Below are 15,510 nucleotides of genomic sequence, written 5' to 3' on the forward strand. Positions count from 1 at the left end.
CATGAACAAGGAGCAACAGGGTGGCGCATTGGCCGACAAGCACGCGCTGGTGACGGGCGCCGGCAGCGGCATCGGCCTGGCCTGCGCGGGCGCCTTGCTGGACGCGGGCGCCAGGGTCACCCTGGCCGGGCGAGACGGCGCGCGCCTGGCGCGTGCGCGCATGCAGCTGGAAGAGGCGGGTCACGCGGGCAGGGTGGCCATCTGCGTGCTCGACGTGAGCGTGGAAGCGTCCGTGCAAGCGGGTTTCTCGCAGGCCGCCGCGCATTTCGGCCGCATCGATATATTGATTAATAATGCGGGCCAGGCGCACGCCGCGCCGTTTGGCAAGACCGATGCCGCCATCTGGCAGCAGATGCTGGCCGTGAACCTGACGGGGGTATTCCACTGCTGCCAGGCCGCCATGCCGGCCATGCTGGAATCTGGCTGGGGGCGCATCGTCAATGTGGCGTCGACGGCGGGCCTGAAGGGCTATCGCTATGTCAGCGCCTATGTCGCCGCCAAGCACGGCGTGATCGGCCTGACGCGCGCGCTGGCGCTGGAAGTGGCGCCACGCGGCGTCACCGTCAACGCCGTCTGCCCCGGCTACACGGAAACGGAGATGGTGGCGCAGGCCGTGCAGAATATCGTGCGCAAGACGGGGCGCGGCGAAGACGCGGCGCGCGCGGAACTGGCCGCGGCCAATCCGCAGCAGCGGCTGGTACAGGCGCGCGAAGTGGCCGATGCAGTGGCCTGGCTATGCCTGCCCGCGTCAGCCGCCATGAATGGACAATCGATCGCCGTCGCCGGCGGTGAAGTCATGTAGACAATGGATAAAATGGACAATGAACGCGACCTCCCGCAGGCCGAACCGGTGCTGGACCTGGCCAGCCGCCTGACGCAGGACCACCACCAGTCGCTCAAGCTGTGGCTGCGCATGCTGTCGTGTACCGTGAAAATCGAAAACGAGGTGCGCACGCGATTGCGCGCCAGTTTCGGCATCACTTTGCCCCGCTTTGATTTGATGGCCCAGCTCGAGCGCTTTCCCGATGGTTTGCGCATGGGCGAACTGTCCAAGCGCATGATGGTCACGGGCGGCAATATCACGGGCATCACCGACCAGCTGGAGCAGGAAAAACTGGTGCTGCGCGTGGTCGATCCGAAGGACCGCCGCTCGTACAGCGTCAAGCTGACGCCAGCGGGCCGGCGCGCCTTTGACGAAATGGCGCGCGTGCACGAAGGCTGGATCGCCGAACTGCTGCAGGGCGTGACGCCGGACGACAAAACCCAATTGATAGACCTGCTGTCGCAGATGAAGCAGCAGCTTAATGACATCTCCCTAAAGGACTGACCATGCGCCATCTACCCGGCCAGCCGCAAGACCTGCCAGGCAATCGTGCCAGCTTAGGCCATTACGTCGCGCGGCATTTTCTGTTTTCCGTCGACGCCGGCGTCGCCACCTTGACCTTGCACCGTCCCGAGCGCAAGAATCCGCTGACCTTCGATTCGTATGCGGAGTTGCGTGAGCTGTTCCGCGCTCTGGCGCATGCGGACGATGTCAAGGCTGTGGTCATCACCGGCAGCGGTGATAATTTTTGCTCGGGAGGCGACGTGCACGACATCATCGGCCCCCTGACGAAACTCGATATGCCCGGCCTGCTGGCGTTTACGCGCATGACGGGCGATGTGGTGAAGGCCATGCGCGCCTGCCCGCAGCCCGTCATCGCCGCCATCGACGGCATTTGCGCTGGCGCCGGCGCCATGCTGGCGCTGGCCTCCGATATCCGCATCGGCACGGCGCGCAGCAAGACGGCCTTCCTGTTTACCCGCGTGGGGCTGGCCGGTTGCGACATGGGCGCCTGCGCCTTGCTGCCGCGCGTGATCGGCCAGGGCCGCGCCGCCGAGTTGCTGTACACGGGGCGCTCCTTGCCGGGGGCGGAGGCCGAGCGCTGGGGCTGGCTCAATCGCCTGGTCGAGCCGGAAGAATTGGCGCAGGCGGCGCAGCTGTTCGCCGCCGGCCTGGCCAGCGGCCCCACCTTCGCGCACGGCATGACAAAAAAAATGCTGCAGCAGGAGTGGAACATGGGCGTCGACGAAGCCATCGAGGCGGAAGCGCAGGCGCAGGCTATCTGCATGGCGACCAACGATTTCCACCGCGCCTATCACGCCTTCGTGGCGAAGGAAAAACCGCAATTCGAGGGCGATTAAGACGATGAAAAATACACGCGACACGACTTACCTGGACTGGCCGTTTTTCGAGGCGCGCCATGCCGAACTTGAACGCGATCTCGATGCCTGGGCAGCGCAGCACCTGAGCGATGCCCATGGCGCCGACGTCGATGCGGCCTGCCGCGCGCTGGTGGCGCAGCTGGGGCAGGGTGGCTGGCTGGCGCATGCCACAGGCATCGACGGCAAGATCGACACGCGCGCCATTTGCCTGATGCGCGAAACCCTGGCACGCCACGACGGCCTGGCCGATTTCGCCTTTGCCATGCAGGGCCTGGGGGCGGGCGCCATCGGCCTGTTCGGCAGCACGGAGAACAAGGCGCGCTATCTGCCCGATGTGGCCGGCGGCAAGCGCATCGCCGCCTTTGCCCTGTCCGAGCCGCAGGCCGGCTCCGACGTGGCGGCGATGGCGTGCGCGGCGCGCCGCGACGGCGACGAGTATGTGCTCGACGGCGAAAAGACGTGGATCTCGAACGGCGGCATCGCCGACTTTTACGTGGTGTTTGCGCGCACGGGCGAAGCGCCGGGCGCGCGCGGCATCAGCGCCTTCATCGTCGACGCCGACAATCCCGGACTGGAGATCGCCGAACGCATCGCCGTGATCGCGCCGCATCCGCTGGCGCGCCTGCGTTTTGCCAATTGCCGCGTGCCCGTGTCGCAGCGCCTGGGCGAAGCGGGGCAGGGCTTCAAGGTGGCGATGGCGACACTGGACGTGTTCCGCACGTCGGTGGCTGCCGCCGCCCTGGGTTTTGCGCGGCGCGCCTTCGATGAAGCGCTACGCCACGCGACAAAGCGCCAGATGTTCGGCCAGACCCTGGCGGACTTCCAGCTGACGCAGGCCAAGCTGGCGCAGATGGCCACCGGCATCGACGCGGCCGCGCTGCTCACCTACCGCGCCGCCTGGCAACGCGACCAGGGGCGCAAGGTAACAAAGGAAGCGGCCATGGCCAAGCTGACGGCCACGGAAACAGCGCAGCAGGTGATCGACGCAGCCGTGCAGATGTTTGGCGGCATGGGCGTAGTCAGCGGGCATCCGGTCGAGCGCCTGTACCGCGAAATTCGCGCCTTGCGCATCTATGAAGGCGCCAGCGAGGTGCAGCAATTGATCATCGCGCGCGAATTGCTGCGCGAGGCGGCCAACGCATGAACGGCATGAACGGCATGAACAATGAGGGAAGCAATATGCAAGTTTTACAACCACCGGGATGGGCCAGGCCGCGCGGCTATGCGAACGGCGTGGCCGCCAGCGGACGCACGGTGTACGTCAGCGGCATGATAGGCTGGGATGCACAGGGCCAGTTTCACACGGACGATTTCGCGGGGCAGGTGCGCCAGGCACTGCAGAATATCGTCGCCGTGCTGGCCGAGGCGGGCGCCTTGCCCGAGCACATCGTGCGCATGAACTGGTATGTGCTCGACAAGAAGGAGTATGTGGCGGCGTATCCGCAAATCGGCGTGGCTTATCGGGAAATTATAGGCAAGCACTACCCGTCCATGACGGCCGTGCAAGTGGCCGGCCTGATCGAGGATCGTGCCAGAGTGGAAATCGAAGTGACGGCCGTGCTGCCTGACTAAATTTCCTTCACGAAATATTGCTCTTTGATATCTAAATTATAAATATAAAAATACCATCTATCGTGTTATATTGGTAATCGTAAATGATGCGTTGTTTTACCATATTGATAATTGAGGTGCAAGATGCGGAACAATTTCAGAGCAGCAAGATGTGCGGTGTTGGCGATGTGCTGTGTGTGTCTGGGTGCCCAGGCCGATTCCGGTACGTCACTACTCACTCCCGCCTACCAAACGCAACTGGAAAACTGGCTCGGTGAAGGGCAGTTGTCTTTGAATAATATTTATACCAAGGCGGCCGGTGATACTTCGCTGGATTTTCACAAGGCTTCCGATGGCAAGGGGCGCACTTTTTCTGTCATGGAGGCAAGCAACAGCTCTGGGCAGACCTGGCTGGTGGGTGGATATAATCCGCAAAGCTGGAGCTCCACCGATGGCATGCATGTGACGATGGACGATAGTGCCCGCACGGCCTTCCTGTTCAACTTGACGAGCGGTTTCATGCTGCCGCAATTGAAGCAGTACTTCAATGGCGATGGCATCGGCAAAGATCAAACGTACAACAATGCCGATTATGGCCCTACCTTCGGCTATGGGCATGATTTGTATGTTCCGCGGGATCTGACGAACGGCGGCAGCTCTTTGCTTTACACCTACAATTATCTTGGACAGCCATCGACTGGCGTCAGTTTGCTCGATGGCTCCATCTGGAAGGGCTACGATGTGAGCTATGGTGCCATCCAGATATTTTCCATCAGTGCCGTGCCCGAGCCGGCGATGTTGCAGCTGTTGCTGGCTGGCTTGTTGCTTGTCGGTGCAGGCGCCGTGCGGCGCAGGAAATTCGGCGTGGCGCCCTTTGCGACGTTGCATGTCAAGTAAGGCGGCGCGCTTTTACGGGATCCGCAGTGTGGCGAAAATGGTACGCAGGGATGGCTGACTGCGACGGTGCGCGTGGTCGCGGCCGTGCTGCGCATACCGGCAGGCCGGGCGGGCAAGAGTTCGTCTCGTCATCAAGTTGAGAATAATAAACAAACATTGCCGTCAACAGCATAAACTTGCCATTACTGGCCGCTAAAGCGTTACGTATAAGCAATTTTATGGAATCGCACCGTGTTATTTAATTCATTTCCGTTCTTTCTGGTGTTCTTGCCGTTGGCGTTGCTGGGATATTTTCTCCTGTCAAAATATTCACTGCGCTTATCCATTATCTTCCTGTTGCTGGCCTCGCTGGCATTCTATAGTTACTGGGATATCGCCTATCTGCCGCTGCTGCTGCTCTCAGTCTGCTGCAATTTCAGCATTGGCCGGGTTGTCTCGACCCGTCAGGAGGCGGGCCGCAAGCGCGAGGCCAAGCGCTGGCTGTGGGCCGGACTCGCCTTCAATTTGTCGTTGCTGGTGTTTTTCAAGTATTTTGATTTTTTGATCAGCATTGTTGCCAACCTGACGGGGGCGCCATTCCAGCCCCTGGGCATTACCTTGCCTATTGGTATCTCGTTTTTCACCTTCACTCAAATCGCCTACCTGGTCGATTGCCACGCCGGCAAAGTCAAGGACTATCAACCGGAAAGCTATGGTTTGTTCGTCACCTACTTTCCCCACCTGATCGCCGGTCCCATCCTGCATCACAAGGAGATGATGCCGCAGTTCGTGCAGGCCGAATCCCATGTTTTTAGCCGCGGGCGCCTGATCGTTGGCCTTTCATTCTTCACGATTGGCTTGTTCAAGAAAGTCATTCTGGCCGATGGGATCGCACGCTACGTCGCTCCCGTCTTCGATCTTCATCATGCCCATTTGAGCATGCTGGAGGCCTGGGCCGGTGCGCTGGCATATACCTTTCAGCTGTATTTTGACTTCTCGGCGTATTGCGACATGGCCTATGGCCTGTCCTATATGTTCGGCATTATCTTGCCCATTAACTTTTTCTCGCCATACAAGGCGACCTCGATCATCGATTTCTGGCGCAGGTGGCATATCACGCTGTCCAATTTCCTGCGCGATTATCTGTATATCCCCCTGGGTGGGAACCGCAAGGGCGGGTTCTTGCGATACCGCAACCTCCTGATCACGATGCTGCTGGGCGGACTGTGGCACGGCGCCAACTGGACCTTCGTGGTATGGGGGGGCTTGCACGGCTTGTATCTGATCGTCAACCATGCACTGCGCCATCTGTTGGGCGAGCGCAGCAACCTGGCGGTACGCGCCGGGGGCGCATTGGCGACGTTTTTTGCTGTGGTGCTGGCCTGGGTGTTTTTTCGCGCGAGCTCGATCGACGTTGCGCTGGACGTGCTCCAGGCCATGTGTGGTGGCACGCTGACGCCCGCCATGCAGGAAAGCATGCTGGGTGTGAACCGCATCATGCAACTGAGTTCCTGCCTGTGGTGGCTAGGCGTGTGTGCCGCCATCGTCTTCTGCATGCCGAATGTGTATGAGTTGCTGGGGCGAGGCTTGCGCCTGTCGGCAGAGCAGCAACTGGAAAGTGGCCGGGGCAGCATCTTGCTCGGGGGCATGTTGATGCTGTGCCTGGTCTTGCTGGCAATTAGCGAGACGCGTGGCGTTTCTGAATTCTTGTATTTTAATTTCTGATAAATAATATGCGCTCCATATTTGCGATAGGCCTGGGTGTGCTGGTTACGGCACTGGCGCTGGAAGCGTTCCTGCAATGCATGCCGGTGGTGTCCGGCTTGCGCATCGAGCAGAGCAGTGAGCAGCGTCCGTATTCCCGATATCTGCCGCAGCAGGAATACGTGTATTCGCACGGCTGGGCCCTGGCGAATGCACGGCATGGGAAGACGAATCGGCAAGGCTTTACCAACTCGCCTGATTTCAAGGATGATGCTGCCGTTCTTGTCATCGGCGACAGCTTTATTGAAAGCTTGATGCTGGAGTATCCGGAAACCCTGCAAGGCCAGCTGAACCAGGCCCTGGGCGGCGGCGTGTATGCGGCTTCCGCCTCGGGCAACGGGTTTGCCGACGCCCTGGAAGTGTTGCGTCATACGCGTGCGCAGCTGCATCCGCGCACGGTAGTGATGTTTGTCGAGCCGATGGACATGCTCGATATCCTGGCGCCAGCGCAGCGGGGCCATAGCATGTTTGTCAGCGAGGGGAGCAATATCAAGCTGGTGCATGTTCCCTATGTCGAGCCCAATGCCAAGCGGCTGCTTGCCTATTCGGCTCTGGCCCGCTATATCTATTACAACTTGAAATTTCCTGACTGGTTGATGAGCCAGTGGCACCGCAGCCCTCCTGCTGCTGCGCAGGATACGGTCGCCGGCGCGCCTGATGCGCGCCGCGCCGCCGCGCTTGAGTACTACATGACGCAATTGCGCGCGCTGGGCGGCGCTGGCGATACCCGCATTATCTTCCTGGTCGATGCTGACCGGAACATGCTGTACGCGCCGCAAAAGGCTGTGCCTAACTGGAAGGCGGGCGATCGCGCATTTTTTATCCAGAGTGCAAGGCGACACGGCTATCAGGTGGTGGACATGCAGCCCGTATTCGCGCGCCATTGGGAGCAACAACGCGAGCGCATGGATTTCCTGCCGGTGGACGGCCACTGGAATCCGGTGGCGCACAAGCTGGCGGCACAGCAAATCCTGCCCTTGCTGCCTTCGGCATCGCCCGGCGTGCCAGCGCCATTGCGCCAGGTGGCAGGGCACTGAGGCGCTGGCCCCACGCACATGCCCGCTTGCCGGACTGTTAATGGCCGGCACTAGCCTGTATAATGCCGCTGCGCGTGTCGCCATCGTACAATGGATAGTACAAGGTCCTCCTAAGACTTAAATGCAGGTTCGATTCCTGCTGGCGACACCACATTCCACGCAGCGCGCGTCGGCGGCCCGAGTCCCTGCGGGCGAAAGTTACTGGTCGATGGCGATTGAAGTCCGAGTTATCGGTACAATGCGTGCTTCATTCATCTAATCGGCGGCTGTTTTGTACACCACGCGGTGTGCAGGGAACGGCGCCCGAGCACTCTTACTCATTATGGCTGTCATTTCTCTTTCATCGGCGCAACTTGCGTTCGGTCACGTCGCGCTGCTCGATCACGCGGAATTTTCACTGGAAACCACGGAGCGGGTCGGCTTGATCGGTCGCAACGGCACGGGTAAATCGTCGCTCTTGAAGGTTATTTCGGGCAAGTTCAAGCTCGATGACGGCTTGTTGGTGATGCAGCAAGGCATCAAGATCGCCTATGTGGAGCAGGAGCCGCAATTCGACCCGGACATGTCCGTGTTCGACGCCGTCGCCTCCGGCATGGGCGAATCGCAGGCCTGGCTGAAGGAATATGACGCATTGACGGGCCAGTTTGGCCAAGGCAATGACGACGAATTGATGGAGCGCATGCACGACATCCAGGTGAAACTCGATGCGGCCGATGCATGGAGCTTGCCGAACAAGGTGGAAACCGTGCTCGACCGTTTGAACCTGACGGGCGACATGCTGATGAAAACCCTGTCGGGCGGGATGCAAAAGCGCGTGGCGCTGGCGCGCGCGCTGGTGTCGGCGCCCGATGTGCTGCTGCTCGATGAGCCCACCAACCATCTGGACTTCAGTTCCATCCTGTGGCTGGAAGGCTTGCTGCGCGACTTCAAGGGCAGCGTACTGTTCATTACCCATGACCGCTCCTTCCTCGACAACGTTGCCACGCGCATTATCGAGCTCGACCGCGGCCGTTTGCTGTCGTATCCGGGCAACTTCACGGCTTACCAGACGCGCAAGGCGGAGCAGCTGGAAATCGAAGAAGTGGAAAACGCCAAGTTCGACAAGTTCCTGGCGCAGGAAGAAGTGTGGATACGCAAGGGCGTCAAGGCGCGACGCGTGCGTGACGAAGGCCGCGTGCGCCGCCTGGAAGCGCTGCGCCTGACGCGCAATGCGCGCCGCGACCAGCAGGGCCAGGTAAAACTGGACGTGTCGGCAGGCGAACGCTCGGGCAAGATCGTGGCGGACCTGGAAAACGTCTCGAAGATCTACGGCGACAAGGTCATTGTCAAGGATTTCAGCGCCACCATCTTGCGTGGCGACAAGGTCGGCCTGATCGGCGCCAACGGCGCCGGCAAGACCACGTTGCTGAAGATGATCCTGGGCCAGGAAGAGTCGGACACGGGCACTATTCGCCTGGGTACCAAGCTGCAAGTGGCGTATTTCGACCAGATGCGTACGCAGTTGAACGAAGAAGCGAACTTGATGGAAACTATCGCGCCGGGCAGCGACTGGGTCGAGATCAATGGCCAGCGCCGTCACGTGATGACCTATTTGAACGACTTCCTGTTTGCGCCGGAACGCGCCCGTTCGCCCGTCAAGTCGCTATCCGGTGGCGAGCGCAACCGTTTGCTGCTGGCGCGCCTGTTCGCGAAGCCGGCCAACGTTCTGGTGCTCGATGAACCGACCAATGACCTGGATATCGATACCCTGGAATTGCTGGAAGAGTTGCTGGAAGAGTACACGGGCACCGTCTTCCTGGTCAGCCATGACCGCACTTTCCTCGACAACGTGGTCACGCAGGTGATCGTCGCCGAAGGCGAGGGCAAGTGGCGTGAATTCGTCGGCGGCTACACGGACTGGGAGCGCGTGCGCACCTTGCCGATCGCCACGGCGCCAGCCAGCAAGCCGGCCGTGAAGGTCGAGGCTGCCGCACCGGCCGCCAAGCAGAAAAAGCTCAGCTACAAGGAACAGCGCGAGCTGGAAGAATTGCCCAAGCTGATTGCCAAGCTGGAAGACGAGCAATCGGTGCTGGCCGCCGAGCTGTCGCATCCGGACTTTTACAAGAAGACGCCGGCCGAAGGCAAGCGCCTGAACGCCCGCGTGGCCGAAATCGAAGGCGAATTGCTGGAAGCGTTGGAAAAATGGGAGCAGATCGAGGCGCGCGCCAACGGTTGATGCTTTTTTGTATACCTTGTTGTAATTAAGCCAGGATATTTGCCACGGCAACGATACGGCTTGATATAATTATATAATTATATTTATTACATCGGGGTATGCATGTTTGTCATGAAAAACACGCGCTCCGGACCATCGCGTCCGGCGCGTGGCTCCACCTCCGATGCGCGGCAAGATGTTTGACCGCGCCGCCTTGCCCCGGGTAGCGCCATTCCTGGCCTATCTCTCCTTCATTTTCATTGCCGACATGCTCGGTCGACTGGGCGTTGCCGCGCAGGATTTGCGCTGGCTGTATGCCGTCAAGATCGGCGTCGTGCTGGGCATGTTGTTGTACTGGCGCCGCAGTTATTCGGAATTGATGTGGACGCCGCTGGGCGCGCGTGCCATTCTCGGGGCGCTGGTCGCGGGTGTTGTTGTTTTTCTGTTGTGGATCAATCTCGACGCCCACTGGATGCGCATTGGCAATCCCGATGGCTACGATCCGCGCAACGATGGCCGTATCGAGTGGAGCCTGGTGCTGCTGCGTATCGCCGGTGCCGCGCTGGTGGTGCCCGTGATGGAGGAGTTGTTCTGGCGCTCCTTCCTGTTGCGCTGGATCGACAAGCAGGATTTTTTGCGGGCTGATCCCCGCCTCGCCAGCGCCAAGGCCTTCGTCATCAGCGTGTTGCTGTTTGGCTTTGAACATAATTTATGGCTGGCCGGCATCGTGGCCGGTGCTGCATATAGTTTGTTGTACATGCGTAGCCAGTCCCTGTGGTCGCCTATCCTCGCGCATGGCGTGACGAACGGCGTGCTGGGGCTCTGGATTATTTCTGGTGGGCATTGGATTTACTGGTAGTATTGCCTATCAACTGTGTGATCTTTCGAAGATAAAATCCATGTTGAATTCCTTACGTAAAAAAGCCGTTGCCGTTGCCATCTCGGCAAGCCCATGCCTGCACGGCGCACTCTTTCTGGCCAGCACCTTTGCCAGTGGCGCCGCGCTGGCCGATATCAGCGACACTATCAAGCCTTTCGTTGCCGCGACGTACTCGTACGATGACAACCTGATGCGCTTGCCGGATGTGGTGCCGGGTTTTTCCGGCCCCCGCTCGGACACGTCGAAGATGCTGCAGGCGGGCTTCCTGTTCAACCGTCCCATCGGCCGCCAGATACTGACGGGCCAGGCCAAGTGGTCGAAGGTGAGCTTCAACCGCTTCAGCCAGTTCGACTACGATGGCAAGGATTACCTGGCCGACCTGGAGTGGCACATCGCCAACCACCTCGAAGGCCATGTGGGCGCCAGTTATTCGCAGAGCCTGACGCCGTTCAACGATTTTCAGAGCACTTTGCGCAATTTGCGCACGGAGCGCCAAGAATACCTGAATGGCGCCTGGCGCTTCCACCCCAGCTGGCGCGTGCGCGGCGGCCTGTCGCGCAACCGTTATTCGTACGACTTGCCCTCGCAGGCTTTTTCCAACTGGACGGAAGACGCGACGGAATTTGGCGTCGACTACCTGGCGCCCAGCAATAGCCGCATCGGCCTGCAGTTACGTCACTTGAACGGCAACTATCCGAACCGCAATGCGTTCGATACCAGCATTTACGGTAATGGCTATACCCAGGACGAGATCAAGGCAAACGTGTATTGGGAGCTCAGCGGCATCACGCAGATGGAGTTTCTGGGCGGCTGGGTGCGCCACCGTAACAGCTTGCTGTCCGGGCACGATGCCAGCGGCACGAATGGCCGGCTGAGCGTGTACTGGAAGCCTTTGGGCAAGGTCAATTTCACGGGCGTCGTCTGGCGCGAATTTGGTTCGGTCGACAATTCGCTGGTAACGAGCAGCCTGAACACTGGCGCCAGCGTGGGCACCACGTGGGCGGCCACGTCGAAGGTGAGCGTCGATGCGCAGCTGCGCCAGGAACGGCGCGATTTCTCTGCCGTCAGCGGCCTGGTTCTGCCTGGTGACGGCCGCGACACCACCCGTACCGCCTCGCTTGGCGCCACGTATGCGCCACATCCGAAAGTCCAGCTTGGCGTACGCCTGTTCCACGAGCGGCGCGATGGCGTCGCCATCGTCGATAGCGGCGGCTATCGTGCCAAGGGTATTTCCTTCAATGGCAGCGTACAGTTTTAAAGATCAACATGACTGTCAATGATATACCTCTGATCTCGTTTTTTCAGCGCGTCCTCGATCCGATGATCATCATGGGCCTGCTGTATCTGCTGACGCTCATGTCCGGCGCGCCGTTTACCGGCTATACGCTGGTGTTGATGATACTCGCCGTCTTCATTGCGTCGACGGTGTTCCATCACGTCGATCCTTACCGTACCTGGCGCAGCGGGCGCATGTTGGCCTATGCGCGCGATATTCTGGTGGCCTGGACGATCACCGCGCTCATTCTGACCTTCCTCGGCTCGGCCACGGGCCTCACCTATCACTTTGATACGCAGGTGGTACTGGCCTGGTTTATCCTCACGCCATTTGTGTTGCTGGCAGGGCACTTGGCGGGGCGCAAGTTCAGCCTGCGTCCTGATGGTGAAAGCGAAGTGCGCTCGGTGGTCATTATCGGAGCCAATGACGCCAGCCTGAAGTTTGCCACCATCATCGAGCGCAATCCGAATCTCTTCATGAGCGTGCGCGGCTTTTTCGACGATCGAACGGATGATCGATGGCCTGAGAGGATGCGCGAGCCCATGCTGGGTAAAATGAGTGATATAGCCGCCTATGTGCGCGAACATAATATCAAGATGATATTCATCAGCCAGCCGATTTCGGCCCAGCCGCGCATCCGCAAGATGCTCGATGAGCTCGAAGATACGACGGCGTCCGTGTACTTCTTGCCCGATATTTATATTTTCGATCTGATGCAGGCGCGTTTCGACAACGTGGGCGGCATGCCCGTGATCGCCATCCGCGAATCGCCGTTCACGGGCTTTAACAGCATGGTCAAGCGCAGTAGCGATATCGTGCTGGGTCTATTGATCCAGCTTATGTTACTGCCCGTGATGCTGGTCATCGCCATCGCCGTCAAGTTGACTTCGAAGGGGCCCGTGATTTTCCGCCAGCGCCGTTATGGCCTGTATGGCGAGGAGATTATTGTGTATAAATTTCGCTCAATGACCGTTAGCGAGGATGGCGACAAGGTGGTGCAGGCCACCAGGAATGACCAGCGCCTGACCCCCATTGGCGCTTTTCTGCGCAAGAGTTCGCTTGATGAATTGCCGCAGTTTATCAACGTGCTGCAAGGGCGTATGAGTATTGTCGGGCCGCGTCCGCATGCGGTAGCGCACAACGAACAGTACCGCAAGTTGATCAAAGGCTACATGTTGCGCCACAAAGTCAAACCTGGCATCACTGGATGGGCGCAAGTCAATGGCTTGCGCGGTGAGACGGAGACCCTGGACAAGATGGAGGCGCGCATTCATTTTGACCTCGATTACTTGCGTAGCTGGTCATTATGGCTCGATTTGTGGATCATCATGCGGACGGTGAAGGTGGTGCTGAAACGCGATAATGCACATTGACAGGCAGGCGGAGGGGGAGGGATTTATTTTGCGCTCAGTCAATACGCGATAAAATATGCGCACACAGGTCATCCTCGGGATTACCTGTAGCCCCCGCCTCTGACCTAGTGCCTATGCCTGTTATGGGTTCGCGTCTTGTACCGACCCTTCCTTGCCTGCATCCACTGCAGGCTACCCGCGTATCAGCTGCGTCTGAGCAAGATCTATTGCGTACACAGAAGGCTATTGCTTAAAAATATTGCACTTTGGGAAGTGGTCCATTCGGGGGAACTTTGTCGACAAGTCGACACCAGAAACAGTTGTATTAAAACCTTCTTCGTAGATTTTTAAGCAAATGATTTCCCATTTCCTTGTATTTTGTGTATGATATTTTATTATATTGATAATTGTTTGCATCAGATCACTAATTTCTGAAGATGCGTGTTGTTTTAGGCAATGCTCCATGTCGGTAGGATATTGCTTTTTGGTAATTAATTGCGTTTTTGGAAGCTAAATCGAAGGAGTAATTTTGAATCATTTTCACAACTCTGGTTTGACACTCCGCAGATCAGTCGCCAATACGCGATGGTCGGGTGTTGCATTGGTCCTATTGGTCGCTGTCGGATTGTCTGCCTGTGGCGGCAAGGAAAAAAGAGTCGGCCAAGCATTGGCGAGCGTCAATGGTGAGGAAATTACGGTATTGCAACTGAATGACGAGTTGCAGCATGCCAATGTACCCGCAGTTCAGCAAGAGACGGCCAGCAAGCAATTGCTGGAGTCGTTGATCGACCGCCAGTTATTACAAAATGAGGCCGTCAAAGACAAAATCGACCGTGACCCCAAAGTGGTGCAAGCAATTGAGCGTGCCAAGGCCTTGATCATTGCCCAGGCCTACATGCAAAAACGCATCGGTGCGATTGCCAAGCCGACAGCGGCCGAGGTGGAAGAGTACTTTAACAAGAATCCGCAGTACTTTAGCCAGCGCAAGCAGTTTGATATGCGTCAACTGCTCATCGCCACGGCGGACATGAATGATGATCTGAAGGCGGCGATGGATCGTGCGAAGTCGCTGGAAGAAGTGGCGGCATGGTTGGACGCCCATCATGTCAAGTTTGGCCGGATGCAACTGTCGCGTACCAGTGCCGATCTCGCGCCTGAATTGAGCGCCAAGCTGGCATCTATGCCGGCAGGTCAGCTGTTCATCGTCCGCGAAGGTGAACGTACCTTATTGATTTCCCTGGCCGATATCAAGGATAGCCCGGTGGTGCTGGCGCAAGCGACGCCGCAGATCGAACAATTCCTCTTCAATAAGAGGAACAAGGATGCCGCGCAAGCCGAGCTGAAACGCTTGCGCGCCAGCGCCAAGATCGAATACCTGAACAAGACCGAGAAGTCAGCATCCGCATCCGCATCCGCGGCAGGCGTTTCAGTGCCGGTGCCGGCACCGTCCGTCGCAGCACCACCGGCGCCGTCGGCTGATAATGGCGATGTGAATGCGCGCGCCGGGCTTGGTTTGAAGTAAGTGCAGGCAGGTATTTTGGGGTACAACAGAGTTTTTAAAAGGATAGAGCAAATCATGAAACGACTTGCAATGTGGATAGCAGCTGCACTGATGGCCTGCAGCGTTGGTATGGCAGGTGCCGCCGAGGTATTGCTCGGTGCTGGTGATGTGCTGAAGATTTCCGTGTATGGCAGTCCTGATCTTGGCCTGGAAACACGTGTCAGCGAGGCCGGCAACATTACCTTCCCCTTGGTAGGGGCAGTAGCTGTGGGAGGCTTGTCTGTTGCTGCTGCAGAGAAAAAGCTTGGCCAGGCGCTCGAAAGTGGCGGTTTTTTACGCAAGGCTCAAGTTAATATCATTGTGACTGCATTGCAGAGCCAGCAAGTGTCCGTGCTGGGGCAGGTAAATCGCCCTGGTCGCTATCCGATCGAGGGCAAGCGTAGCCTGCTCGATATTCTGGCCATGGCTGGCGGCCAAGGTCCTGACGCCGGAGATGTGGTTAGCCTGATACGCAAGCGCGCTGACACCACCACCAAAGAGACTGTTGACATCGTCGACATGATGCGCAGTGCAGATCTGGCCCGCGACTTTGACTTGGCTGGCAACGATATCCTGTATGTCGAACGTGCGCCACGTTTTTATATTTATGGCGAAGTGCAGCGTCCGGGTGCATTCCGCCTGGAGCGCTCGATGACTGTGTTGCAAGCCCTGTCCGTTGGCGGAGGTTTGACGCAGCGCGGTACGGAGCGTGGCGTGCGCATCAAGCGCCGCGATGCTGCAGGCGTCATGCAAGTGCTCGATGCCAAGCATGACGACGTCATCCAGGTCGATGATGTCGTGTATGTCAAAGAAAGCTTGTTTTAAGCTGCATAGT

The 15,510-nt window shown here is 58.6% G+C and carries 14 protein-coding genes and 1 tRNA gene; all 15 read left to right on the forward strand.

Translation table 11 applies throughout. The features are described 5' to 3' along the window. Nucleotide 1: 1 nt before the first annotated feature. Nucleotides 2-802 carry an SDR family NAD(P)-dependent oxidoreductase gene (locus ACQ4WZ_RS20605; protein WP_436574387.1) on the forward strand — a complete coding sequence of 267 codons (801 nt, stop codon included), beginning with the start codon at nucleotides 2-4 and terminating at the stop codon, nucleotides 800-802. Between the two features lie 12 nt (nucleotides 803-814). Next, the gene (locus tag ACQ4WZ_RS20610) at nucleotides 815-1,327 is read left to right on the forward strand and encodes a MarR family winged helix-turn-helix transcriptional regulator (RefSeq protein WP_133993718.1); all 513 of its coding nucleotides are present in this window, start codon (nucleotides 815-817) and stop codon (nucleotides 1,325-1,327) included. A gap of 2 nt (nucleotides 1,328-1,329) precedes the next feature. Further along, on the forward strand, nucleotides 1,330-2,184 hold the full coding sequence (locus ACQ4WZ_RS20615; RefSeq protein ID WP_133993716.1) for an enoyl-CoA hydratase family protein: 855 nt from the start codon (nucleotides 1,330-1,332) through the stop codon (nucleotides 2,182-2,184). 4 nt (nucleotides 2,185-2,188) lie between these two features. Continuing rightward, nucleotides 2,189-3,349: an acyl-CoA dehydrogenase family protein gene (locus ACQ4WZ_RS20620; protein WP_436574388.1), complete on the forward strand. Its 1,161-nt coding sequence runs from the start codon at nucleotides 2,189-2,191 to the stop codon at nucleotides 3,347-3,349. A 35-nt stretch (nucleotides 3,350-3,384) separates the two neighbouring features. After that, nucleotides 3,385-3,777: a RidA family protein gene (locus tag ACQ4WZ_RS20625; RefSeq protein ID WP_101484909.1), complete on the forward strand. Its 393-nt coding sequence runs from the start codon at nucleotides 3,385-3,387 to the stop codon at nucleotides 3,775-3,777. Between the two features lie 123 nt (nucleotides 3,778-3,900). Then, entirely contained in the window at nucleotides 3,901-4,653 is a 753-nt protein-coding gene (locus tag ACQ4WZ_RS20630) for a PEP_CTERM-anchored TLD domain-containing protein (protein ID WP_436574389.1), read from the forward strand. Nucleotides 4,654-4,884: 231 nt separating this feature from the next. Beyond that, nucleotides 4,885-6,357, forward strand: coding sequence for an MBOAT family O-acyltransferase (locus ACQ4WZ_RS20635; RefSeq protein ID WP_101484313.1), 1,473 nt, complete (start codon nucleotides 4,885-4,887; stop codon nucleotides 6,355-6,357). An 8-nt stretch (nucleotides 6,358-6,365) separates the two neighbouring features. Then, nucleotides 6,366-7,433 (forward strand): alginate O-acetyltransferase AlgX-related protein, encoded by a 1,068-nt coding sequence (locus ACQ4WZ_RS20640; RefSeq protein ID WP_133993710.1) that lies wholly within the window; start codon nucleotides 6,366-6,368, stop codon nucleotides 7,431-7,433. A 76-nt stretch (nucleotides 7,434-7,509) separates the two neighbouring features. After that, nucleotides 7,510-7,584: transfer RNA gene (locus ACQ4WZ_RS20645), tRNA-Arg, on the forward strand. 171 nt (nucleotides 7,585-7,755) lie between these two features. Beyond that, complete coding sequence (locus tag ACQ4WZ_RS20650) at nucleotides 7,756-9,648, forward strand: ATP-binding cassette domain-containing protein (RefSeq protein ID WP_101484347.1); 1,893 nt, start codon at nucleotides 7,756-7,758, stop codon at nucleotides 9,646-9,648. Between the two features lie 148 nt (nucleotides 9,649-9,796). Further along, the gene (locus ACQ4WZ_RS20655; RefSeq protein ID WP_243858406.1) at nucleotides 9,797-10,486 is read left to right on the forward strand and encodes a CAAX prenyl protease-related protein; all 690 of its coding nucleotides are present in this window, start codon (nucleotides 9,797-9,799) and stop codon (nucleotides 10,484-10,486) included. A gap of 40 nt (nucleotides 10,487-10,526) precedes the next feature. Continuing rightward, entirely contained in the window at nucleotides 10,527-11,765 is a 1,239-nt protein-coding gene (gene epsL, locus ACQ4WZ_RS20660) for an XrtB/PEP-CTERM-associated polysaccharide biosynthesis outer membrane protein EpsL (protein ID WP_243858404.1), read from the forward strand. Between the two features lie 8 nt (nucleotides 11,766-11,773). Continuing rightward, nucleotides 11,774-13,156, forward strand: a complete 1,383-nt coding sequence (locus tag ACQ4WZ_RS20665) for an undecaprenyl-phosphate glucose phosphotransferase (protein ID WP_436574390.1) — start codon at nucleotides 11,774-11,776, stop codon at nucleotides 13,154-13,156. Nucleotides 13,157-13,664: 508 nt separating this feature from the next. Continuing rightward, nucleotides 13,665-14,657: an EpsD family peptidyl-prolyl cis-trans isomerase gene (locus ACQ4WZ_RS20670; protein ID WP_436574391.1), complete on the forward strand. Its 993-nt coding sequence runs from the start codon at nucleotides 13,665-13,667 to the stop codon at nucleotides 14,655-14,657. Nucleotides 14,658-14,711: 54 nt separating this feature from the next. Next, nucleotides 14,712-15,500 carry a polysaccharide export protein EpsE gene (gene epsE / locus ACQ4WZ_RS20675; RefSeq protein WP_166674903.1) on the forward strand — a complete coding sequence of 263 codons (789 nt, stop codon included), beginning with the start codon at nucleotides 14,712-14,714 and terminating at the stop codon, nucleotides 15,498-15,500. Nucleotides 15,501-15,510: the final 10 nt, after the last annotated feature.

The organism is Janthinobacterium darwini, assembly GCF_051380905.1.
GTDB lineage: Bacteria > Pseudomonadota > Gammaproteobacteria > Burkholderiales > Burkholderiaceae_D > Janthinobacterium.